21 protein-coding genes are annotated in these 21,709 nt (G+C 66.6%); 9 read left to right on the top strand and 12 right to left on the bottom strand.

The features are described 5' to 3' along the window. Positions 1–38 precede the first annotated feature (38 nt). From A5697_RS23615 to A5697_RS23605, 3 genes are read right to left on the bottom strand one after another with little or no spacing between them, the layout of a single operon-like run. Complete coding sequence (locus A5697_RS23615) at positions 39–488, bottom strand: VOC family protein (protein WP_067945199.1); 450 nt, start codon at positions 486–488, stop codon at positions 39–41. Then, positions 485–1,669 carry a CoA transferase gene (locus tag A5697_RS23610; RefSeq protein WP_255396011.1) on the bottom strand — a complete coding sequence of 395 codons (1,185 nt, stop codon included), beginning with the start codon at positions 1,667–1,669 and terminating at the stop codon, positions 485–487. The genes A5697_RS23615 and A5697_RS23610 overlap by 4 nt, the downstream gene beginning before the upstream one ends. A 14-nt stretch (positions 1,670–1,683) precedes the next feature. After that, positions 1,684–2,922 (bottom strand): CaiB/BaiF CoA-transferase family protein, encoded by a 1,239-nt coding sequence (locus A5697_RS23605; RefSeq protein ID WP_067945196.1) that lies wholly within the window; start codon positions 2,920–2,922, stop codon positions 1,684–1,686. 109 nt (positions 2,923–3,031) lie between these two features. Here A5697_RS23605 and A5697_RS23600 point away from each other — a divergent pair, with 109 nt between their 5' ends. From A5697_RS23600 to A5697_RS23585, 4 genes are all read left to right on the top strand, one after another. Further along, on the top strand, positions 3,032–4,234 hold the full coding sequence (locus tag A5697_RS23600; protein WP_231972161.1) for a cytochrome P450: 1,203 nt from the start codon (positions 3,032–3,034) through the stop codon (positions 4,232–4,234). Positions 4,235–4,245: 11 nt separating this feature from the next. Beyond that, positions 4,246–5,466, top strand: a complete 1,221-nt coding sequence (locus tag A5697_RS23595; protein WP_067945192.1) for a CaiB/BaiF CoA-transferase family protein — start codon at positions 4,246–4,248, stop codon at positions 5,464–5,466. A 39-nt stretch (positions 5,467–5,505) separates the two neighbouring features. Then, a complete protein-coding gene (locus A5697_RS23590) occupies positions 5,506–6,363 on the top strand; it encodes a mycofactocin-coupled SDR family oxidoreductase (protein ID WP_067889322.1) in 858 nt (285 codons plus the stop codon). 64 nt (positions 6,364–6,427) lie between these two features. Next, positions 6,428–7,717 carry a phosphotransferase family protein gene (locus A5697_RS23585; protein ID WP_231972160.1) on the top strand — a complete coding sequence of 430 codons (1,290 nt, stop codon included), beginning with the start codon at positions 6,428–6,430 and terminating at the stop codon, positions 7,715–7,717. 18 nt (positions 7,718–7,735) lie between these two features. On the opposite strand, the gene A5697_RS23580 is transcribed toward A5697_RS23585, so the two are convergent. Continuing rightward, positions 7,736–8,950: a cytochrome P450 gene (locus tag A5697_RS23580; protein ID WP_067945187.1), complete on the bottom strand. Its 1,215-nt coding sequence runs from the start codon at positions 8,948–8,950 to the stop codon at positions 7,736–7,738. A 183-nt stretch (positions 8,951–9,133) separates the two neighbouring features. On the opposite strand from A5697_RS23580, the gene A5697_RS23575 reads away from it, so the two are divergent. Further along, positions 9,134–9,688: a TetR/AcrR family transcriptional regulator gene (locus A5697_RS23575; RefSeq protein ID WP_067945185.1), complete on the top strand. Its 555-nt coding sequence runs from the start codon at positions 9,134–9,136 to the stop codon at positions 9,686–9,688. Between the two features lie 8 nt (positions 9,689–9,696). On the opposite strand, the gene A5697_RS23570 is transcribed toward A5697_RS23575, so the two are convergent. Genes A5697_RS23570 through A5697_RS23540 form a run of 7 tightly spaced genes read right to left on the bottom strand, consistent with a single transcriptional unit; the run spans position 9,697 to position 17,186 of the window. Next, positions 9,697–10,815, bottom strand: coding sequence for a thiolase family protein (locus tag A5697_RS23570; RefSeq protein ID WP_067945183.1), 1,119 nt, complete (start codon positions 10,813–10,815; stop codon positions 9,697–9,699). Continuing rightward, complete coding sequence (locus tag A5697_RS23565) at positions 10,812–11,054, bottom strand: hypothetical protein (RefSeq protein WP_067889335.1); 243 nt, start codon at positions 11,052–11,054, stop codon at positions 10,812–10,814. Before A5697_RS23565 ends, A5697_RS23570 begins: the two co-directional genes overlap by 4 nt. Further along, on the bottom strand, positions 11,044–13,143 hold the full coding sequence (locus A5697_RS23560) for a CoA transferase (RefSeq protein WP_067945181.1): 2,100 nt from the start codon (positions 13,141–13,143) through the stop codon (positions 11,044–11,046). The genes A5697_RS23565 and A5697_RS23560 overlap by 11 nt, the downstream gene beginning before the upstream one ends. Beyond that, the gene (locus tag A5697_RS23555) at positions 13,140–14,222 is read right to left on the bottom strand and encodes an acyl-CoA dehydrogenase family protein (RefSeq protein ID WP_068012211.1); all 1,083 of its coding nucleotides are present in this window, start codon (positions 14,220–14,222) and stop codon (positions 13,140–13,142) included. Before A5697_RS23555 ends, A5697_RS23560 begins: the two co-directional genes overlap by 4 nt. Then, complete coding sequence (locus A5697_RS23550; RefSeq protein ID WP_068012210.1) at positions 14,212–15,405, bottom strand: acyl-CoA dehydrogenase family protein; 1,194 nt, start codon at positions 15,403–15,405, stop codon at positions 14,212–14,214. Before A5697_RS23550 ends, A5697_RS23555 begins: the two co-directional genes overlap by 11 nt. Beyond that, positions 15,402–16,712 carry an amidohydrolase family protein gene (locus A5697_RS23545; protein WP_082953557.1) on the bottom strand — a complete coding sequence of 437 codons (1,311 nt, stop codon included), beginning with the start codon at positions 16,710–16,712 and terminating at the stop codon, positions 15,402–15,404. The genes A5697_RS23550 and A5697_RS23545 overlap by 4 nt, the downstream gene beginning before the upstream one ends. 42 nt (positions 16,713–16,754) lie before the next feature. Continuing rightward, on the bottom strand, positions 16,755–17,186 hold the full coding sequence (locus A5697_RS23540) for an SRPBCC family protein (RefSeq protein ID WP_068012209.1): 432 nt from the start codon (positions 17,184–17,186) through the stop codon (positions 16,755–16,757). Between the two features lie 76 nt (positions 17,187–17,262). Between A5697_RS23540 and A5697_RS23535 the strand changes: the two genes are divergently transcribed. From A5697_RS23535 to A5697_RS23525, 3 genes are all read left to right on the top strand, one after another. Next, positions 17,263–18,159, top strand: coding sequence for an enoyl-CoA hydratase/isomerase family protein (locus tag A5697_RS23535; RefSeq protein ID WP_067945173.1), 897 nt, complete (start codon positions 17,263–17,265; stop codon positions 18,157–18,159). A gap of 78 nt (positions 18,160–18,237) precedes the next feature. Beyond that, positions 18,238–19,149: an SDR family NAD(P)-dependent oxidoreductase gene (locus A5697_RS23530; protein WP_231972159.1), complete on the top strand. Its 912-nt coding sequence runs from the start codon at positions 18,238–18,240 to the stop codon at positions 19,147–19,149. A gap of 19 nt (positions 19,150–19,168) precedes the next feature. After that, positions 19,169–20,608: an aromatic ring-hydroxylating dioxygenase subunit alpha gene (locus A5697_RS23525; protein WP_068012213.1), complete on the top strand. Its 1,440-nt coding sequence runs from the start codon at positions 19,169–19,171 to the stop codon at positions 20,606–20,608. A 192-nt stretch (positions 20,609–20,800) separates the two neighbouring features. Here the strand turns inward: A5697_RS23525 and A5697_RS23520 are convergent, their stop codons facing one another. Beyond that, on the bottom strand, positions 20,801–21,526 hold the full coding sequence (locus A5697_RS23520) for an NAD(P)-dependent oxidoreductase (RefSeq protein ID WP_255396010.1): 726 nt from the start codon (positions 21,524–21,526) through the stop codon (positions 20,801–20,803). A 2-nt stretch (positions 21,527–21,528) separates the two neighbouring features. On the opposite strand from A5697_RS23520, the gene A5697_RS27435 reads away from it, so the two are divergent. After that, on the top strand, positions 21,529–21,709 hold a 181-nt coding region (locus tag A5697_RS27435), incomplete at its 3' end, for an NAD(P)-binding domain-containing protein (RefSeq protein WP_255396009.1).

Genomic DNA, 21,709 nt, shown 5'->3' with positions numbered 1-21,709 from the left:
CATCGCAATGAACAATCGGACGTTGAGTGACTAACTGCTCAGTCGCTCGGCGGCGTGCGCTCGATCAACTCGATCCAGTTGCCGTCGGGGTCAGTCGCCATCAGTCCCCGGTTGCCGCCGTCGAATGTGACCGTTCGTTCCGGTCGGGCTTGGCCACCCAGGCGCTCGATACGCGCGACGACCGCGTCCGCGTCGTCGACGCGGAAAGACAGGTGCGTGAAGCCCACAGCGTTCATCCGGCGGGGCCGGCGCTTCTCGCGCACACCCGGTACCGGGTAGCCGAGCAACTCGAGGCGAAATCCGTCGCGTTGCAGGTAGACCAAGACCAGCACCAGCCCGGGCACGCCCAGCAGCCGTGCCGTCTCGGGCCCGTCGACCGTCAGGCGGCCGCTTTCGTCGAATCCCATTGCCGTGCAATAGAATCGGACGGATCTTTCGAGATCGCTGACGCACAGCCCGATATGGGTGAGGCGGTCACCGGGGGTCATGCGGTGTCGTCGGCGAGTTCGTCGAGCAGCGCGTTGTGTTCCCCGAGCAAGGGTGGCCGTACGGGGCCGCCCGCAAGAGTGGCGCTGAAAAGGTATGGCGTGCCCGGATAGCGGAACGTCTCCCCCAGTTCCGGGTGGTGGACCGGCACGTGAAACCCGCGGGCGGCGATGTGTTCGTCCTCGAAGGCCTCGTCGGGTGACAGCACCGCTCCGGCGGGGAATCCGCGTCGCTGGCTTTCCAGGAAGTACTCATTCGCCGGCATCCGGGAAGCAATCAAGGTGATCGCGTCGCGGGCCGCCATCAGTATCGCGGTGGTCTCGTCGTCGGCACCGATCATCGCGATGTCGACCGGCTCGTCGCGAGAGGCGGCCATTTCCAGGAACACCGCCTCGGGAAGCTCGTCGGTCAGGCCGAGGTCCGCGAGCCAGGTCAGCAGGTTCGCGAATTCGGTCGGCTTGCGGGGTAGCACGCCGGTGGTGGCGTAGGCGCCGTCGGCGCACCGGACCTGCGTCGGTTGGCTCCGCGTGAAGTACGCGTGACGGCCGGTCTGGCGGACGCACGTCTCGTTGTTGACCAGCCAGTGGTACGTCGTCTGCTCAGAACTGACGTTGCAGGCCGCATTGACGCTGACGTCGACGAGCTGACCCTGGCCGGTCTGGTCCCGGTGCGCAAGGGCCACCAGCGCTCCGATCGCGCAATACAGGCCGGCGAGGTTGGCCGACTGCTCGCCGGCGCCGCGGACCGGCGGCAGGGAGTGATCGTCGTAGCCGCAGTTCCAGACCGGACCCCCGCCGGCAAGCATGGTGAGGTCGGTGACGGGTTGGTCGGCCCGCATGCTGTCGAGGCCGAATGGGGTGACCGCCACCCAGATCAGCGACGGGTGCCGGGCGTCGCCGACGGGGCCGGACCCGGAGATCACGATGTCGGCGCCGGCGATCAGGAGCCCCAGTGCGTTGGCACCCTCCGCGGTGTCGAGATCGACGGTCACCGACCTCTTGCCCACGTTGCCGCTCCACCAGCGCAGGCTGGTATCCGACCCGATGTTGTCGTGCGCGAACGGCGGTCGCGACCGATGTGAGGATCCCGCGGGAGGTTCGACCACGACGACCTCCGCGCCGAGTTCGGCGAGCAACCTTCCCCCGACGGGGGTGAACTGGCCGCTGATCTCGACGATGCGAATCCCGCTCAGCGCGTTCAGATCACACCCCGCTTCGTCAATTCGTCCAGCTCCTGATCACTGCGCCCGAGCAGCCCGCCCAGCACGTCTCGGTTGTGTTCGCCCAGACACGGCGCGGCCCGCGAAATGTTCCACGGCGAGGCCGACATTCGCAGGGGAACCCCTTCGACGCGCACCGTCCCGATCTCGGTGTGCGTCACGGTCGGAAAGAGTCCCCACTCGGCGAGATCCGGGTCTTCGTCGATCCGTTCCCGCGGCGACTTCACGACACTCGCCGGCACCCCGGCCGCAGTGAGTTCGGCTGCCAGCGAGGAGGCTTCGCGAGTTCTGGTGCAGGCGCTGACGAGTGCGTCGAGTGCGTCGGCGCCGAGCAACCGCTGCTCTAGGGTCGCGAATCGGTCGTCTGTCAATCGCGGTTCGTCGACGACTTTGGACAGCAGGGCGACGTCGCGGTCATCGCGGCAGGCGATGGCGATCCACCGGTCCTCGCCCAGGCACGGGTAGATCCCATGCGGAGCCATCTCACCGAAGTCGGCGTGGTTACCGTCCGGGAACCCCGGCCGGCGCGCGGGCCGCTCGTTGACCGTCCAATCCAGCACCTCGGTGGGCAGCATCGCGATGCCCGCAGGCACGGTGGCCAAGTCGATGTGTTGACCCTCGCCGGTGCGTTCGCGCTGATGCAGTGCCGCCAGGATCGCGACCGTCATGTAGTAGGCGGCGACGTGGTCCATGTACGAGTAGCCCCATCCCGCGGGCTCACGGTCGGGCAACCCGGCGGTGAAGGTCAGCCCGCTCAGCGCCTGAACGATGGGACCCCAGGTCTTGAAATCGCGGTAGGGGCCGCTATGTCCGAAGCCGCAGTTGGAGACGTAGATGATGTCCGGCTTGATCCGGCGCAGCTCGTCGTAGCCGAAACCCATCCTGTCCAGCACGCCGGCGGCGAAATTCTCGCAGACGATGTCGGAGAGGGCGATCAGCTCACGCAACAGCTGCTTGCCTGCCTCTTGACGCAGGTTGATGGTCACTCCGAGCTTGCCCACGTTGTGGTTGTTGAAGCCGGCACCCAGATTCACGCCCCGGCGCTCGTCGACGAACGGGCCGACGCCGCGCAGCGCGTCCCACATCCCGCGCGTTGCGGGGTCTTCGACTCGGATGACTTCGGCACCGAAGGCGGCCAGGATCTTAGTCGCCCCGGCGCCGGCCAGTTGACCGCCGAGGTCGCATACCCGAAGGTGGGACAACCCGACGCTCACCATGCAACAATAAAACAGATTTTGTTCTTCTGCCAACGCCGCGCCGCAGCCAGGCCTCGCGGGGACGGCTACTCGCAGATTAACAGTTGATGTTCTATTGTTCAGTCTTATGGTGACGATCACAGCGGCCCGCTTCGACGAGCCGGCGTTCTACCTCGGCGACCCGAACGCCACATTCGCGCAGTTGCGCGAACACGACCCCGTGCATTGGTACGAGGAGGGCCAGTTCTGGGTCATCACCAAGTACGAAGACATCAAGGGTATCTCGGCTCGACCCGAGAAGTTCAAGTCGGAGCGCATTGGGATCATGATGGATCTGATCGCGCACCGGGAGGGCCGCGACCCTCAGGGATATGGCAACCGCGGCATCATGTTCATGGATCCGCCGGTGCACCGAGTGCACCGCAAGGCTGTCGGCGTGCGGTTCACGCCGGCCGCGGTCGCCAAGATGGAGGCCCGGGTACGCCAGGTCGTCAACGATGTGCTCGACGACCTGCCGAAGGGTGAATTCGACTGGATTCAACGGGTCGCCGAGCCCATCCCCGTGTATGTGTTCGCTTACCTGCTGGGAGTGCCCGAGGAAGACTGGCCGAAGGTCGCGGGCTGGGCGACCACGATCGCCAATGTCGGTGGTGGGGCCGCGAGCGACGAGGACTACGCGTTCATCTTCGAACACATCGGGCCCTATCTGATGGGCCTCGTCGCCGAACGCAAGGAGCATCCTCAGGACGATCTGCTCACGATGCTCTCCCAGGTGACCGTTGACGGGGTGCCCTTCGACGACATGCAGGTGATGATCTACGCGCTCACCTTGCTCGCCGCCGGCAGTGAGACCACGCAGAGCCTGATCGCGGGAATCGCCGATTGCCTCGACACGCATCCCGACCAATCGGCGGTGTTGTTCGCCGATCCTGGCCTGAGCGGCAACGCCGTCGAGGAGGTGCTGCGTTACTGGACGCCGGTGATGAGCATGGCCCGGCAGGCGGCTCGCGACGTCCGTCTGCGCGGTGCGGAGGTCAAGGAAGGCGACGGGGTGCTGCTCGCCTATGCGTCCGCGAACCGCGATCAGGAGCACTGGGGCCCGACCGCCGAACAGTTCGACATCCACCGCCAGGACGCCGCCAATCACCTCGGCTTCGGGGTCGGCGAGCACTTCTGCATGGGCGCCGCCCTGGCTCGACGCGAAGCTCGTCTGCTGCTGGAAGAAGTGGCGCGGCGCGCCAAGGGGATTCACGTGGTCGGCGACCGAGTGCCCCGCGTGTCGACGCTGGTGCACACGCACGACCACCTGCCTGTTGTGCTCGACTACCGCTGAGGGGCGTGCCCATGAGCGGACCCATGGCAGGCGTACGCGTCCTCGAGGTTGCCCAGTGGACGTTCGTTCCGGCCGCCGGTGCGGTGCTTGCGGACTGGGGCGCCGACGTACTCAAAATCGAACATCCGCGCACCGGCGATGCCCAGCGGGGCCTACGTCAGCTCGGCAACGTGCAGATCGCCGGCGACCGCAACCCCGTCATGGAGCACGCGAACCGCGGCAAACGATCTATCGCCCTGGATATCTCGACACCGGCCGGCCATGAATTGCTGATGGACATTGCGCGCACAAGCGACGTTTTCCTGACCAACTTCTTGCCCGACGCCCGTGCCAAACTGCGGATCGACGTCGATGACTTGCGGACGGCGAATCCCGACATCGTCTATGTGCGGGGCAGCGCATACGGAACGCTCGGCGACGAGGCCGGCATCGGTGGCTACGACATGACCGGCTTCTGGAGCCGAGGCGGTAGCGGGGCAAGCGTCACCCCGCCCGATATGGGCGGCGTCGTCGCACAACCCGGCCCGGCGTACGGAGATTCTCTGGGCGGCATGACAATTGCCGGCGGAATCGCGGCGGCGCTGTTCGCTCGTGATCGGACCGGTGAGGCCAAGGTGGTGGATGTGTCGCTCCTCGGAGTGGGGGTGTGGGCGATGGGGGTGGCAGTCAACGCCGCGCTGATCTCCGGAGAGCCGTGGCAGGCAAACCCAGCCGGCGCCAACGTCGCCCCGCACAATCCGCTGGTGGGCTTCTACCGCACCGGCGACGGGCGGTACATGGGATTGTCGATGATGCAAGGTTTCCGCTATTGGGCGGACTTCTGTGCGCGGGTCGGACTCCCCGAGCTTGCCACCGACGAACGCTTTGCCAGCCATGAGCTGCTAACCCGCAACGCGGCGCAGGCAACTGCGATCCTGCGCGAGGTGCTCGGAAGCAAAACCCTCGAGCACTGGCGCAAAGCGCTGGCCGGTTTCGAAGGGCAGTGGGCGCCCGTACAGAACACGATGGATGTTGTGGCTGACGAGCAGGTGAGGGCAAACGGTGTCATCGCGCCCATCCAAGGCAGCGGCGGTGCCCTCGAGTTGGTCTCTAGCCCCGTGCTTTTCGATCAGACACCGTTTACTCTCGGCCCGACACCGGAGTTCGCCGAACATACCGAGGCGCTATTGCTCGAACTGGGCAAGGACTGGGACGACATCATCGCCCTCAAGGACAGCGGAACCATCGCGTGATCGACAGCCCTCTTAAGATCCAACCAACGGAGTAAGCAGATGAATCGAGTCAGCGGCAAAGTTGCGGTCGTCACGGGTGCCGCGCGCGGCCAAGGACGTAGTCACGCAGTCCATCTCGCCGACGAGGGTGCCGACATCATCGCCGTTGACATCTGCGACGACATCGCGACCAACGACTACCCGATGGCACGCAAGAGCGACCTCGACGAGACGGCGAAGCTGGTGGAGAAGGCCGGCCGGCGGGTGGTCACCGCGGTGGCCGATGTGCGGGATCGGGCGGCCCTGAAGAAGGCGATCGACGACGGCGTTGCCCAACTGGGCGGGCTGCACGTCGTCGTCGCCAACGCCGGCATCTGCCCGCACGGAGAGCACAAAGGGTATCCGGCGTTCCGCGACGTGCTCGACGTGAACTTTCTCGGCGTTGTCAACACCGTCAACGCCGCGTTCGACCATCTGGACACCGGTGCGTCGATCATCGCCACCGGCTCGATCGCCGGACTGGTCTCCCAACACGACATGTTCAACGGTGGCGGCAACTCGGGCCCCGGCGGGCTCGGCTACGGTCTGGCCAAGAAGTTCGTCCGCGACTGGGTCAAATCGATGGCGATGACGCTGGCGGCGCGCGAGATACGCGTCAACGCCGTGCACCCGACGAACGTGAACACCGCGATGATGAACAACCCGATGATGTACAAGACGTTCCGGCCCGACCTGGAGGCTCCGACACACGACGATGCCTTCGTGATCTACCCGATGCTCCAGGCGATGCCGGTGCCCTGGGTGCAGCCCGAGGACATCTCGCACGCCGTGGTCTACCTCGCCTCTGACGAATCGCGATACGTCACCGGGCTGCAGATGTTCATCGACGCCGGTGCCGCGCTGAAAATGGGCTTCTGACCTCCCCGATGACATGACACACGATGAGGCGGTTCGAAGCTGGCTCGAGAGTCACCTGGGGCCCGTGCGGGCCTTCGAGCGCCAACCACGTTGGCGTCCGGCCTGGTTCGCCGACGTCGAACGCGACGGCACGATCGTGCCGCTGTATGTGCGGGGCAACCGCGAGGGCATGGAGTTCTCGTTGTCCACCCATCGAGAAGCAGACGTCCTTGAAGCCCTGGAGAAGCAAGGGATTCCAGTCCCACACATTCACGGTCGGATTGACGCACCACCGGCCATCGTGATGGATCGCCTGCCCGGCGCCACCAATCTGTCAACCTCGCCGAGTGCAGCGGAACGCGACTCGGTCATCGACGAATACATGGAAATCCTTGCGCGGATCCATCGGTTGGATCCGGGTGAGTTCTCTGCCGTCGGGCTCAAGTTGCCCAAAGACCCTCAGCAGCATGCGTTGTCGAGCTTCGAAGCGTCCGTCGCGAGGTATCGGTCTACCAAAAAGCGCCCGGAGCCGTTTCTGGAATTCGGCATCGGCTGGATCCGCCGCCACGTTCCCGCGCACCGGTTCGACCCCCGCTTCGTCCTCGGCGATCCCGGACAGTTCATGTTCGCCGACGGTCGTGTGACCGGACTGCTCGACGTCGAACTGGCCTACCTCGGCGACACCGCCCATGACCTCGCAGGACTGCGCCTGCGCGACATCTCCGAGCCCTTCGGCGACCTCGAGCGCGCGTTCCGGCGCTATGAGGAGGTTTCCGGTGTGGAACTGGACCTGCCGGTGGTCGAGTTCCACACCGCGCAGTTCTCGCTCACCACGCCTCTCTCGTTGGTGATGGTCTTGCACAACCCTTTTCCAATGAGCGACTTGCTGCAATATGAGGAGTGGTTTCAGCAATGCTCGCTCAACGCAGTCGAAGCCATGGCCGCGGTCGAGGGCGTCGCCCTCGACGATTACCGACTCCCGCAGGCGACAGATGTCCGCCAGAGCGGCCTTATCGACGCGTTGGCACCCATCATCGAAGAAGTACCCGCCGAGACCGAGATTGAGCGCTTTCGCCGGCATCAAACCGCGCAAACCGCGCGCTACGTTGCCGGCGTCTGCCGGCAGGGTCCCGCGATCGAATCCGAAAACCTCGACGACGTCGAACGCTTACTCGGCTCCCGATACGCCGACTGGCGTGCGGGCGATGCGGCGCTGGAGGCATTCGTGCTGCAGGCGCCGGACAACATGGACACCGAGCTCATTCGGCTGTTCCACAGCCGCATCATGCGGCAAATGCGTTTACTGGAGCCGGTTCTCAACCGCGCCGGCGGCGTGTACCCGCTGACGCCGCTGGCCCGGTTACTCGGCCACTGACGCGCGCGTCGTGGGCCGCTACCGGGCGACGAGCTCCAGACGCTTCCGCCGCCGGACCAGGATGCTGGGCAGCCAATCTCCGACGTCACACGCGTCGATCCAGGTGGTGCGCTCCAGTAGCATCTTGAACACGATCTGAGCCTCCAACCGGGCCAGGGCCGCCCCGACGCAGAAATGCACGCCCTTGCCGAACGTCACATGCCCCTTCCCGTTGCTGCGGTCGAGAAGGAATTCGTTGGGCGACTCGAAGTGCTCGGGGTCGCGGTTGGCGGCTCCCCATAAAAGAATCAGATGCGCATTCCCCGGCACCTCTACCCCGCCGAGGGTGGTGTCACGCCACACATGGCGGTAGTGGCCACGAAACGGCGGCTCGTAGCGCAGTGTTTCTTCGATGAAATTGCCCAGTAATTCCGGGTTTTCGCGAATCCGCTGTTGGACCTCGGGGCGGTCGGCGAGAATCCATGCCGCACTGCCCAACAACGAGGCGGTCGACTCGCCGGCGGCACTGAACAGCGTGAGCATGATGCCCATCGCCACGGCCTGGTCCACCTCGCCAGAGGCGTAGCGGGCGGCCATGTCCGGTATCAGCCCGGATTTGTCCGCGGTATCCGCCTTGTCGAAATGTTCCATGACGTACGCGGACAGTTCGAACGCCGCAACCCCGGCCTCCGCGAGCTGCGCCTCGGTGACGACGCCGTCGAGCAGGGTGGTGGTGGCGTAACCCAGCCGGATCAGTTTGTCGACATCGGCATGGGGCAGGCCCAGCAATTTTGCGACCACCATCATCGGAAGCCGGTTCGCCACCGCGCCCATCCATTCGATGCGTCCTTGGTGCAGGTTCTCCTCCCACAGGCGCTCGGCGGTCTCCGCAGCGAATTCCTCGATGATCCGCACCCGGCGCGCGGACAGGTGTGGGAGCAAGATCTTGCGGTGCAGTGCGTGCGCCGGATCATCGGCCGTGGCCAGGGCGTGGGTGGGGCTTCCCGCCTCCATCATCGGCAATGCCCCGATGCTGCCGTCCTCGCGGAAAATCATGGTTGCCGTGAGATTGGACGAAAAGTCATCGACCCGAGTGACGGCCTCGATCAACGCTTCCCAGCCACACACGGCATAGAAGTCGGAACCGGCGATGCGATGCACCGGAGCCGTCGCGCGCATCCGGTCATACATCGGATACGGATCCTGCAAAGCCTCGGCACCGAAGAAATCGACCGGGTCGCTCAAGACCGCCATAGACCCAGGCTGAAGGTGACCGCCGGCGCGGTCAATAGGGCGAGGAAAGTTTGATAAGCCTCCCGCCGCGCCGTCCGTGCACCCCAAACCCCTTGCGCGGGAGGACCAGCGCGTTAGCCTGAGAATTGTTACCGATAATTCTCAGCCTGAGGGAAGTTTCTGTTGGCTGTACGGGAGGGTTGTATGGCACAGAACGACTGGCTGGTGGGCCGGGATCGCCGCAGCGCAGCCGCAGAACGGATATATGCGGCCGCCGCCGACCTCATCTCGCACGTCGGATACGACGAGTTCACCATCGAGAGCCTCGCCGAAACGGTCCACTGCTCACCGGCGACGATTTACCGGCACGCCGGCGGAAAGGCGGCCATCAGGGACGCGGTGGTTGCCCTCCAGGCAAGCCGTATCGTCGATACCGTGCGCGAGGCCATCAAAGACCTGACCGGCCGCGAACGAGTGGTGACGGCCACCATCCTGGCTTTGCAGCGCCTGCGCTCTGATCCGTTGGCTCAGCTCATGCAGACCGCACCGACGGTGCCGCGCAGCGAGTGGCTCACGAACTCCCCCGCTGTCACCGCACTCGCCTATGACATGCTCGGATCCGACAATGCGGATCCACTTGCCGCCCAATGGCTTATCCGGGCGTTCCTGGCGCTGTGGTGGTGGCCGGTGAGGGACCCCGCCGACGAACGCGCCCTCGTCGAACGATTTCTCGGCCGGTCTTACGAAGACCCCGGCTGAGGGCCGAATCACCGACCCAGTACGGCCACAACACAGGACCCACCGCCCCCCATCGCCTGCGCCAGCCCGACGCGCGGATCGGCGGCCTGCCGCGAATCCGACTCTCCACGAAGCTGACTCACCACCTCCGCGACCTGGGCCAGTCCCGTTGCACCGAACGCGTGCCCGCGGGCAAGGCAGCCGCCGTCGGTGTTGGTCGGCAGCCTGCCTTTGGATCCCAACCCGCCCGACTGAACGAGTTCGGCGACGTCCTTGACGTCGACGAGGCCGAGTGCGATCAGCGCGGTGACCTCCTCGCTGGCGCACATGTCATGCAGGGAAACGATTCCGACGTCATTCGCCGCGACCTGCGCCGCGGCGTAAGCCCGGCGTGCCGTCAGGGTTATTTGCGACGGCGGACCGACGCACGGACCGGCCAGCGGCCAGCCCGGGTCGCGGGGCCAACTCGTCTGCTCGATGGCGTTGATCGCCACGGACCGCGGGCGTTGTCCGGACGTCACGACGATCGCGGCGCCGCCGTCGACCGAGGCGTGACACATCATCTTGGTTAGCGGCTCGGCGATCATCCGCGACGACATCACCTGTTCAACGGTCACCTCGTGGTCGTTGCGCCGAGCCGCCAGCGGATTCAGGCGCGCCTGGTTATACGACTTGGCCGCGACGGCACCGATAACATCCGGCGCGCAGTTCGCCTCGTACAGAAAGCGATTCGCCTCGATCGCGTAGTGGATCTGCGGCGGGAACCGGTCCCAGAAATCGACCGCCGCCGGTACCACCCCGCCGGGCTCGAGCGCGGTCGTCTTCTCATAGCCGATCGCCAACGCCGCCCCGCAGCGGCCCGACGCCACCGCCCACACAGCATGCCGCAGGGCGACCATGCCCCCCGCCGAGGCGCTTTCGATCGCGGTCACCGGGATCCCGCTGCGTCCCAACGCATGCGCGACCTTCAGCCCGGTCTGCGGCGGTGCCATCGACGACGAGCAGAAGACCTCGCCGATGGCGTCATAGCCGAGACCCGCGTCCTCGAGCGCCTGCCGAGCGGCCGTCACCCCGAACTGTGCGAGCGCGGCGTCGCCGTGTTTGCCGAACGGGGTGAGCCCGACGCCCGCGACGTGGACGCCCGTCACGCCGGATCCGCCTCGAAGAGCAGCACTTCAGCCTCGCCAAGCTTCCGCTCGACGATTCGGCCAACGGCACCGGGCCCGGGCCGTGGCCCGGATACCAGGAGTTGCACCCGGCCGTCGCGGGTGTCGACCCATGCGACGGAGTAGCCCTCCTGGCCGAACTCGGGAATCGGCGACCTCGACGGCACGAACGTCGACGCCCACACCGTCGCAGTCTCATCACTGGGTGGATCAGCCGGCACTTGTCATCCTCTCCTGACGGGCATTCGCGTCGCCCAGGGCCGGCGGCGGTGCCAGCGGGATCGGGCCCTGCCCGGTGAATCGCCACGGGAGACCGACCAGGCGCGCGGTGGTGATATCCGGATCGGGGTGGGTGATCTCCGGGAAGAATCCCCGCGCGGCCAGGTGGGGGTCGTCCACCAGGTCGTCCGCGCGTTGCACGACCGCAGCGCGCAACCCCGCGGCCGTCAGGCGCGCTGCCGCCTCGCCGGCCGGCGCGCCGGCGATCAGCGCGGCGAGCTGATCGGGTTCCTCGGCCAATTCCGCCAGGCGCGCCCAGTCCGCGGGAGCCGAGAGTTCGACCGCCACCCAACGGTCATCGGCGCCACGGTAGACGCCGCCCCGCGCGGCGGCCCCACTGTCGGACACCACCCCCTCGGCGGCCGAAGCCGCGGCGACGAATTCGGCCACCGTGGACGCCACCACCTCGGCCATGGACAGATCGATCACCGCCCCGGAGTCGCGGGCAGGCCCGAGCGCCCACGCCGCTATCACGGTGGCGGCCACCACCGAAGACAGCGGGTCGGCGATTACCGTGCCGAGCCGCGCCGGCGACCCGTCGGATCCCGTGGTGAGTCCGGCCAGACCCCCGTAGGACTGAACGTTGTTGGCGTACACGCGGTATCCGGCCATGGGACCCGTCGACCCGAAACCCGAGACCCGCATCACCAACCGGCCCGAGTCGGCGATTTCGACGGGGTCGACGCCGAGCCGGGTCAGCCGCGCCGCGCCGACATTCTCGATCAGCACGTCGGCTTCCTCGAGGGCGGCGGCGACGTCCTGCGTCGCCCGGCCGGGATCGATCAGCGCGCTGCGCTTGGAGTGGTTGGCCACCGCGAAATACGCGCCGCGCTCGACGCCGGGCTGCCCTGCGGCGAACGGTCCGGTGCGCCGGTAGATGTCGAGTCGGTCGCGGTCTTCCAGTCGCAGCACCCGGGCACCCATCCCACCGAGGAGCGCGCCGACGATCGGCCCGGCCAGGACGTGGGTCAGCTCGGCGACTCGCAGGTCGTTCAGCCGGCCTGTGCGGTGCCGTCCGAATCGCCCGCCCGGGCGCGTCGCCCATGGGGGGGCCAGTACGGACAGAGCAGTACCGCCCAGTCGAGTCACCGAAATGGCTCCGCGAGAAGCGAATTGGGGCGACGTCAGGATCTCTGCGGGTGTATTCACCGGCGTCGAAGGCACGCCGTTGGCCTGCAACAGGGCTGCGCAGTCTTCCTTGAGGAGCGTCGCCGCCCACGCCCCGACGTGGTGGTTGATCAAATCGGCGTGCTCTATCCGCGCGGCTCGTTCGCCCAGGCCCGTGGCCCATGCGGGATGACCCAAGGCCACCAACAGTCCGGTCCACTGGTGATTTTCGACGGCGGTGATGCGCACCAGTCCATCGCGGCAGGCGAACAAGCCCGACGGGGCGAGATAGCGCCCGCTGCCCGCCCTTCCCGGGCAGGAGTACAGCACGTGGGCGCACTCGGGAAGGGCCGCGGTGAATGCGACCGCCTCCTGCACCGACACATCCACGCTCACCGGCGCGCTCGTAGCGTTGCGCCGATCGAGGCCGTGCAGGGCCGCCAGCGCCGTCACCGCGCCCGCCGCCTTGAGCGCGACATAGCCAGGGGCGGGCACCGGCGTCCCGTCGGAGCCCTCGATCGTAGCGAGCATGCCACCGGCCGCCTGGGCGATCAGTTCACCACCCCGCTCGACGGAGCGCGGTCCGGTCAGGCCGAATGGGCTGACGCTCACCACCACGGCGTTTCTGGCCTGCGGCGGGTCGATCGCGGCGTCGTGGTCGACGATCACGATGTCGTGTGCGTCGATCAATGCCGATGTGTCGCTTGGTGATCGCAGGACTCGCTTGCCACGATCGAGAACCACGTCAACCAGTGGCACCGTCGCGGCGCCAACCGCGATCATCGGCCCTACCCGGGGCGGCGAGAAACCGCCGCCGAGCTTACTCACCTCGGCGCCGAGGTTCGCCAGCAGCGACGTGGCCGCCGCAGCGGCGATCCCATCGCCGACCTGAAGGACTTTGACACCCGAGAGGAACGAGGTCACCCGCCACCTCCCGGCTGCTCCACCGGATAGCGCCCCGTAAGCCAGCGCGTGACGATGTCGCGGTGGTGCGCGCGCTGACCGAGATTTCCCGCGGCGCTGGCCGCCCGGCGGAGATGAACGTGGGCATCGTGCTCCCACGTGTACGCGATGCCGCCGAACACCTGGGTGGCGCCCTCGGGCACGGTACGCAGCGCGTCGACGCCCCAGTAGGCGGCGAGGGAGCCCAGTGCGGGGGCCTCAGGATGCCCGTGTTGGCAGGCGTCGGCGGCACGATTGACGAGCGCCCGCCCGATCTCGATCGCGCACCGCTGATCGACCAGGCGGTGCTTGATCGCCTGGAAGGCGCCGATCGGGCGGCCGAACGCGACGCGCAGCTTCGCGTACTCGGTTGCGGCCTCGTTGGCGGCCGCCGCAATGCCAACCAACTCGGCCACCCGGCCGATCAGGCCGCGCAGCGCGGCTTCACCGTGGCGGCGGACCGCACCCGGCCCAGTCTCGAGGACCTGAATCGGCGCATCGCTCAGCGTGATTCGTGCGCCGGGATTGTGATCCAGGGGCGTCACCGGCTCGCGCACCACGCCCGCCTCCGCCGGTTCGACAACCCCGAGCACGGCGGACTCTCCGTCGCCCGCGCAGACCAACAACTTGGTTGCGACCGCACCGAACGGCACGAGCGGCCACACTCCGGAGACGCCCGCCGCGGTGCGCTCTCCGCGCTCGGGCAGCAGCAGGGGAATCCCGTCGGCGCAGCGGTTCTCGCACCATCCCGTGGCAGCCACCATCGCAAGCGGGACAGGGGCCGACGCCGCGCCGGCGGCCTCGGCCAGCACGCACAGATCACGGAGCCCGCCCCCTCCGCCCCCGGCGGCCTCGCTAACCAAGACGTCGGCCCAGCCGGCCTCGACGATCGTCTGCCAGAGCTTCGGGTCGAACACCGGGCCGGGGCCATCGAGCAGGCCCCGAAAAGAGCTGGCAGACCACACTTTTCGGAGGGCGTCATCGGCCGACGCCCGCAACTGCTCGAGTTCGGCCGCGCTGCGTGCGAGTTCGCTCAGCGACGACGGGGCATCAGGGGTCACGCGGCAGTCCCAGCAGCTTCTCGGCGATCACGTTGCGCTGGACCTCAGATGTGCCCGCACCGAAGGTCGCGGCCCGCATCAGCAGGTAGCTCCGTGCGACGTTCCCGTTGTTCGTCGCCCCCGCCGAGCCGCGCTCCAGGGTGCCACCCGGCCCGGTGAGTTCCAGCCCGAAATTGGCCATCTCCTGATCGACTTCCGATGTCAACAGCTTGGCCACCGACGCCTCGGGTCCGGGACTGACACCGCGGACGCCGGCGGCCGTCGCCTGGGCCGAGATCTGACGCAGCGCCTCCACCCGCGCGGCGAAACCGACGATCCGATCGGCCACGTAGCCGTCGCCGCAGCCCTCGTGCCCCAGCGCTCCTTGCTCCTGCGCCATCTTGATCAGAATCGCCAGCCGCCGTTCGATCCGATGGGTGCGGCTCTGTCCGACGCGCTCGTAGCCCAGCGTGGATTTGGCCACCCGCCAGCCGCCGTGCAGTGGGCCGAGCACGTTGGCGAGCGGCACCCGCACCGAATCGAAGAACACCTCGTTGAACTCGGCCTGCCCGGTGATCTGGCGGATCGGGCGCACCTCGATCCCGCTGGTGCGTAGGGGTATGAGGATGTAGCTGATTCCTTGGTGCTTGTCCGCCGTGGGATCCGTGCGTGCCAGGATGTAGATCCAGTCGGCGTATTGCGCCTTGGACGTCCACACCTTCTGCCCGGTGATGACCAGCTCTTCGCCGTGGATCTCGGCCCTGGTCTTCAGGGCGGCGAGATCACTGCCCGCGTCGGGTTCGCTGAATCCCTGACACCACACCTCTTCGCCCGAAAGGATCTTCGGCAGATAGCGTTGGCGTTGCTCGTCGGTACCCCACTGAATGATCGTGGGGCCGAGCTGATTGACGGCGCTGCGGTTGATGGGCTCTGGAGCGTGCGCGGCGGCCATCTCGGCGTTGAAGATGAGCTGCTGCACCGGAGTGGCCGCGCGACCACCGAATTCGGACGGCCATGAGATCGCCGCCAAGTCCGCGTCGTGAAGACGTCTCTGCCACAGGCGCATTCGGCTCAATCGATCCATCTCGTCGCGGCCCTGGACGCGCACGTCCGAGGTCAATGCCGTTGCAAGAAACCCGCGCACCTCGTCGCGGAACCGCCGATCAGCCCCGGTGAGGACGACCCCGTAATCCGGTTCGGTCACGCCCCACCGCGAAGGATCGACGCCATCCGTACCTTCATGTCGCCGTACGTGATCGCGGTAGCGCCCGCCCTGGGCGCGCGGCCGGCGTCCACCTTCGGCGCCGACAGATCCAGGCCGGCAATTCTTTCCCGCAGCGCCGCGACGGTGCAGTGTTCCCTGCCCCGTCGCTCGACTCCGCCGTAGCCGAAGGCGCGGGCCGCATTACGCCAGGTGATCGCCTCGACCTCGTCGGGTGTGCAGCCCTCCAACTGGGCGGCGAGCTGCTCGGGCGCGTCCGGCCAGCTGCTGTCCGAGTGCGGGTAGTCCATCTCCCAGCAGATGGTGTCCACTCCGATGCGCCCCCGCATCTCGATGCCGACCCGGTCGCGGATGAAGCACGACATGAAGTTGCGGCGGTACACGTCGCTGGGGCTCAGCCCGTCACCCAAATCGTCTCCCGTCCAGGCCCGCTGTCGCGAGTAGATGTCCTCGAATCGCTCCAGCAGGAACGGAATCCATCCGATGCCGCCCTCCGACAGCGAGAACTTGATGGACGGGAACTTCTTCACAATGGGTGAGAACAACAGGTCGGCAACGAAGCGCTGGGTGTCGATCGGCAGCATCGAGTTGTACGCCAGATAGGTGGTCAGGTCCGACGGCACCGGCAATCCGCCGCCGGTGCCGATGTGGATGTTCACGACCGTGTTCTCTGTGCAGATCGCCTCCCACAGCGGATCCCAGTGCGGATCCTGCCAGGGCGGCTGCCCGTAGCTCCCGATGTGTTGTGGAGCCGTCACGGCGCGACAGCCCCGCCCCGCCAGGCGCCGCACTTCGGCCGCGGCCAGTCTCGCGTCCCACAACGGCAGGATCCCCATCGGGATGAACCGGTCGGGATGCCGGCCACACCAGTCCTCGATGTGCCAGTCGTTGTAGGCGCGCACCATCGCCTCGGACACGTCGCGGTCCCCGCGGTAGGTGAACAGCGCGCCCGAGATGGTCGGGAACGACGGGAAGCACAGCGACGCAAGGACCCCGGAGGCGTCCATGTCGTTCACCCGTGCGTCGACGTCGTAGCACCCCGACCTCATGTCGCTGAATCGCGACGGCTCGAATCCCCATTCGTCGTTGGGCCGGCCCACAACGGCGTTGAGCCCGATGTTCGGCAGCTGCAGACCGTCGTACACCCAGAAACACATGCCGTCGGCGTCCTCGACGATGCGCGGTGCGTCGTCGGCGAAACGGCTTGGCACCCGGCCGTTGAACATGTCGGGTGGTTCCACGGTGTGGTCGTCGACGCTGATCAGTACCAGATCGAGAGGATCAATCACTCGAACAATCCTAAACTAATATACATTTTCTGTCTAAGTGTTCTATCCGGACCCTCTCGCTTGGGCGAAGTCCTGCACCCAGCCCGCCATCAAGCCGTAAACGGACTCCATGGCGTCGCGCGCGGCGGCGTCGTCACCAATGGGCTCGTAGTCGATGTCCCAGACCACGATTGATTCTCCGCCGGCATCCGCGCTCTCGGTTACGGTGTTGACCGCCACGAAGCGGCTGACCGGCATCGGGTTGTTGGTGATCTCGTAGGACAGCGCGCGCTCGTCCGGCTTGATCCAGATCAGGGTCTCGATGACCGGCTTCTCGGTGCTCGCGGCGATGAACCGCCGCATGCCGGGTCCTTCGCCCTCGACCCTGACATCGCTGGGTCCGGGGATCCATTCGACGTTACCGAAGTCGGCGAGAACGGCCCACACCGCGTCCGGTGACACGGCGAGCCGCTTGGTGACCGTGAATGTTGGCATTCGCCGACCGTATCACCCGATGTGACAATTGATCGACTAGTGTACTTATGTACTGCCAACGCGCGAAGGAGGGCTGATGGCCACCGACTCCGCCGCTGGAGGCGAATTCGAGGTCGACGAGGACTGGGTCCGCTATGAGGTTGTCGAACCGCACATCGCGCAGATCACCATCAACCGGCCCGAACGGCGCAACGCCATCCTGTCTCCCGGAATGCATCGACTCTTCAAGGAGCGGCTGGACCGCGCCGAGGACGATGACCAGGTCAAGGTCGTCGTGTTGCTGGCCGAGGGCAAGGACTTCTGTAGCGGCGACGACGTGCGCCGGCTCCCGGTGGAAGAAGCGGGACTGCGCAAGGGCGAGCGACTGCCGCAGACCGCGCGCCTGGGCAACGCCCGACGGCTGCACCGGCACCTCACCAATTGGCTGGAGTTCCCGAAGACGGTGATCGCCGGCTGCCAGGGCGCCACGCTGGGCGCCGGGATGAATCTGGCCCTGGCCGCAGACATTCTGGTCGTCTCGGATGACATGTACGTTGCCCGCCCTCAGGCGCGCATCGGGTTCGCCGGGTTCTCCACGGCCATGCCGCTCGCGCTGCTCAAGATGGGGCCCAACCGCGGCTACGAGGCGATGATCACCGGCCGCAAGGTGACGGCGCACGAACTACGCGAGTGGGGGGTAGCCGCCTCGGTGGTGCCCGCCGAGCGGCTCCGCGACGAAGCGTTGCGCTATGCCCGCGCGATCGCTCACCACTCGGCCGACGGCCTGATGGTGGGAAAGCACGCTCTGATCGCGTTTTGGCACGCCGTCGGGATGGCGCAGTTCGGGGACTGGGTTCCGATGGGCCACACGGTGTTCAGCAACCTCGTGTGGCGCGACGACGAGTTCAACTTCATGAAAGAACGCAGTACCCGCGGCGGCCGGGAGGCGATGGCCGAGTTGGAGCGCCGCTATGCCGAGTGGGGGTTCGAGTAGGCGATAGCTAAACAGCTATACAGATATTGTCTGCATGTTCTGTATGCTCGTTTCTGACGCGAGACCACGAGGAGTTGGATGACGATGGGTGTGTTGGACGGACGGACCGCGTTGGTGACGGGGGCCGGGCGGGGAATCGGCGCGGCGGTGGCCGAGGGCTTGGCCGCCGAGGGCGCGACGGTCCTGGTCTCCGATGCGGGCGTCGGCGTCGACGGGACCGGACACGACTCCAGTCCGGCCGAAAGCGTCGCGGCGGCGATAACGAGCCGTGGCGGCAAGGCATTCGCCGATACCACCGACATCACCGACTTCGCCGCATGCGCGGATCTCATCGGCCGCGCCGCCGAGACGCTCGGCGGCTTGGACGTCGTGGTGAACGCCGCGGGGATCCTTCGGGACGGCATGGTCTTCAAGATGAGCGAGCAGGACTGGGACGCGGTGGTGTCGGTGCACCTCAAAGGGACGTTCAACGTCACGCGCCACGCGGCGGCCTGGTGGCGGGAGAACCGCGGCGGGCAGTACCGGCTGATCACCTTCACATCCATGTCGGGCTTGCAGGGCGCGCCGAGCCAGCCGAACTACGCCGCGGCCAAGATGGGCATCGTCGGCCTGACCTTCTCGTGCGCCAACGCGCTGCGCAACTACGGGGTGCGCTGCAACGCCATCGCGCCGATCGCGGGCACCCGGATGACGCAGGGCATCAAGGGCGGCGGCAGCATGGACTACTCGGACTCCAACGTTCGCCTTTCACCGAAGAATTGCGTGCCGCCGGTCGTGTATCTGGCCAGCGAGCAGTCCGACTGGCTCAACCGGCGCGTGATCTTCGCCGGGAACGGGCGGATCAGCCTGATGTCCAATCCGGTCGTCGAACGCGAGATCGTGTCGGCGTCGGGGACGTGGGACATCCCGACCGCGTTCGCCGAGATCGAGACGTCGTTCAAGGAAGCGGTGCTGTATCCCAACATCTTCGACAAGCCACCGTCCAGCTGAGCCGACGAAAAGTGTGACAATGACCGAGCTTGCCACCGAGCGGGTGCCACAAAAGTTCGCTTGCGGTGAGACTTTCGTGCCCAAGAGCCGGTACATCGACCCGGAATTCCTGAACCTCGAACTGGAGCGATTGTTCACCCGGGTGTGGCAGCCCGCGTGTCGCGAAGAGGAAGTACCGGACGCCGGCTGCTTCTACGAGTACACGATCGGCCGGCAGTCCATCGCCGTGGTGCGCCAGAAGGACGGCAGCATCAAGGCATTCCACAACACCTGCGCGCACCGCGGCATGAAGGTCGTCCGCGGCAGCGGTTGCTCGGCCAACAAAGAGTTGCGCTGCGAATTCCATGGCTGGCGTTATGAATTGGACGGCCGATCCTCGTTCGTCCCATGTCGCGACGAATTCGCACCGCGCCCCCGCCAGCAGTGGGGCCTGCGTCCCGTCGCGGTGGGGACGTGGGGTGGCTGGGTGTTCGTGAGCATGGCCGAGGACCCGCCGGATCTGCTCGAGTGGCTGGACCCGCTGCCGACCGCGCTGGCGCCATTTCGGTTGCAGGACATGCGCTACCGCTGGCGCAAGCGCACGTTCCTGCCGGCGAACTACAAGACCGTCGTCGACGCGTTCATCGAGGGATATCACACGCCCGGGACCCATCCGCAGACGATGCGATCGGCGCAGGGCCCGCGGCCGTCTGCGGAGCCCGCAGCGCCGCAAGAATACGTCTACGCTCCCTACACCCCGACCATCACCTATAAGAACCACTCGCGGTTCGTCTACACGCAGCGTCCCGAGCATGCCGGCCGCGACAAGGGTCGCCAGGAGCAGGCGGCGCGACCAGAGGTGTTCGCGAATTCGATGAAATACCAGTACCTCGAGGTCGGGTCGCTGGTCACCGAGCGAGACTACCGGGCCGCGCAAAAGCTGGCCGCGATGGAGCCCGGCGACGTCCCGCCGTTTGTTCTGTACCACCAGATGTGCGAGGAACTCGCCCGCGCCGAAGGCGTTGACTTCCCGCGGATGTCGATGGAGCAATACTTCGCGGGGAACGGCGACTGGCATGTGTTTCCGACCATGGTGATCCTGGTCGAGAAGTCCTGCCTGCTCGGATACCGCATGTTGCCCGACGCCGAAGACCCGAATCGGTGCACGTTCGAGATGTTCTCGCTGGAGCATTTCGCGCCCGGCGAGGTGCCCGAGACGCAGTGGCAGGTCTTCGAGCGGTGGCAGGACCACGACGGCTGGGGCGAGCTGCCCTCACAGGACCTGAGGAACATCGGCGCCATCCACGCGGGCATGCACTCGGCCGGGTTCGAGGGACTCTGGCTCAACACCGCACAGGAGATGTCCATTCGCAACGAGCATGCGATCGCCGACAGGTTTCTTTTCGGTGCGGACCGCGACGGTGTGGATCCTCGCGCCCAGGAGGGCGGTTCCTCCGAGTCGACATCGGAGAAGCGATAGCGGTTCTCGCCATCGGCGGCGGCTCCCAGCCGCATTCATGCGACGACAGCAACACCGCCGACCGTGCAGCCGCCGGTTTCGATCGCCGGGATGGCCTGACGTACAAGCTGGTTGGCGACCCACGTGGAGTTCCGGGTGGGCGCAACGCCAACTTGCCGAATCGGGCTGCGCCAGAAACACGTTGGTGGCCGCTCAGAGAGCTGTTTCGGTCGGCTCACGCGGATATCCGAAAAGTTGCAGCGCTTCGTCGGCGACTGCGATCAGCGAGCCGGTGGGGGCATCGCGTTCGCCGGTCAGCCGGTCGAAGATTCCGATGTCTTTACAAAGCAGGGGTCCGACCATTGGAGCCAGCACCCCGAAGCCACCGACAGCGACGGCGGTGTTCAGCGAAAAGCTGTTGCCGCTGCTGACCGACAAAGCGCGGCCCAGAGCGTGCTCGTCCAGGCCCAACCGAGTGCCGGCAACCATCGCGTCGCGCGCCAGGGCGTAGTGGGCGGCGTGCAGAGTGTTGTTGACGAGTTTGGCGATCAACCCGCTGCCGAGCGGCCCGAGGTGAATCACGTTGCCCCCGAAAGTTTCGAGCTCCGCGCGGCATTTTTCGTAGTTTTCGTCCTCGCCGCCGACGAGGACGGTGAGCTTGCCCTCGGCAGCCGCGAAGCCGCCGCCGCTGACCGGAGCGTCGATCACACCGACACCCCGTTCCGCCGCGATCCGCGCAATCTGGTGACACACCTCCAGGCTGATTGTCGAATGGATGGCCAGCACGGACCCGGGTGACATGCCGGCGAGCACCCCGGATTCGCCCAGGACGACGTCTTGGACCCCAGCATCGTCGACCACACAGATCCCGACCACGTCGCTGTTGGCCCCCAGCTCGGCCCGGGTTTCCGCGAACGACGCCGCAGAACCGAGCCGGATTCATCGGTCTCGGGGACCAGGGCAAGGGAATGGCAGATCGGCTCATAGCCTGCGGGGTGCCCACGACATTGTGGGCACGCCGGGCGGAATCGCTTGAGCCCTACCGCGGTTCTGCGGCGTCGTTCGCGGAAACCCGGGCCGAGCTGGGGGCCAACAGCGACGTGGTCGGGATCTGTGTGGTCG

The sequence above is a fragment of the Mycobacterium sp. E3251 genome, from assembly GCF_001666835.1.
In the GTDB taxonomy this organism is placed as follows: domain Bacteria; phylum Actinomycetota; class Actinomycetes; order Mycobacteriales; family Mycobacteriaceae; genus Mycobacterium.
Note: the sequence above shows the minus strand (reverse complement) of the source record. Positions and strands in the feature narration are given on the sequence as shown.

What these genes read in the sequence shown, in the direction of transcription:
- A5697_RS23615 (WP_067945199.1), bottom strand. Translation starts at nt 488, where the DNA reads ATGACCCCCGGTGACCGCCTCACCCATATCGGGCTGTGCGTCAGCGAT.
- A5697_RS23605 (WP_067945196.1), bottom strand. Translation starts at nt 2,922, where the DNA reads ATGGTGAGCGTCGGGTTGTCCCACCTTCGGGTATGCGACCTCGGCGGT.
- A5697_RS23595 (WP_067945192.1), top strand. Translation starts at nt 4,246, where the DNA reads ATGAGCGGACCCATGGCAGGCGTACGCGTCCTCGAGGTTGCCCAGTGG.
- A5697_RS23590 (WP_067889322.1), top strand. Translation starts at nt 5,506, where the DNA reads ATGAATCGAGTCAGCGGCAAAGTTGCGGTCGTCACGGGTGCCGCGCGC.
- A5697_RS23580 (WP_067945187.1), bottom strand. Translation starts at nt 8,950, where the DNA reads ATGGCGGTCTTGAGCGACCCGGTCGATTTCTTCGGTGCCGAGGCTTTG.
- A5697_RS23575 (WP_067945185.1), top strand. Translation starts at nt 9,134, where the DNA reads ATGGCACAGAACGACTGGCTGGTGGGCCGGGATCGCCGCAGCGCAGCC.
- A5697_RS23540 (WP_068012209.1), bottom strand. Translation starts at nt 17,186, where the DNA reads ATGCCAACATTCACGGTCACCAAGCGGCTCGCCGTGTCACCGGACGCG.
- A5697_RS23535 (WP_067945173.1), top strand. Translation starts at nt 17,263, where the DNA reads ATGGCCACCGACTCCGCCGCTGGAGGCGAATTCGAGGTCGACGAGGAC.
- A5697_RS23530 (WP_231972159.1), top strand. Translation starts at nt 18,238, where the DNA reads ATGACGATGGGTGTGTTGGACGGACGGACCGCGTTGGTGACGGGGGCC.
- A5697_RS23525 (WP_068012213.1), top strand. Translation starts at nt 19,169, where the DNA reads ATGACCGAGCTTGCCACCGAGCGGGTGCCACAAAAGTTCGCTTGCGGT.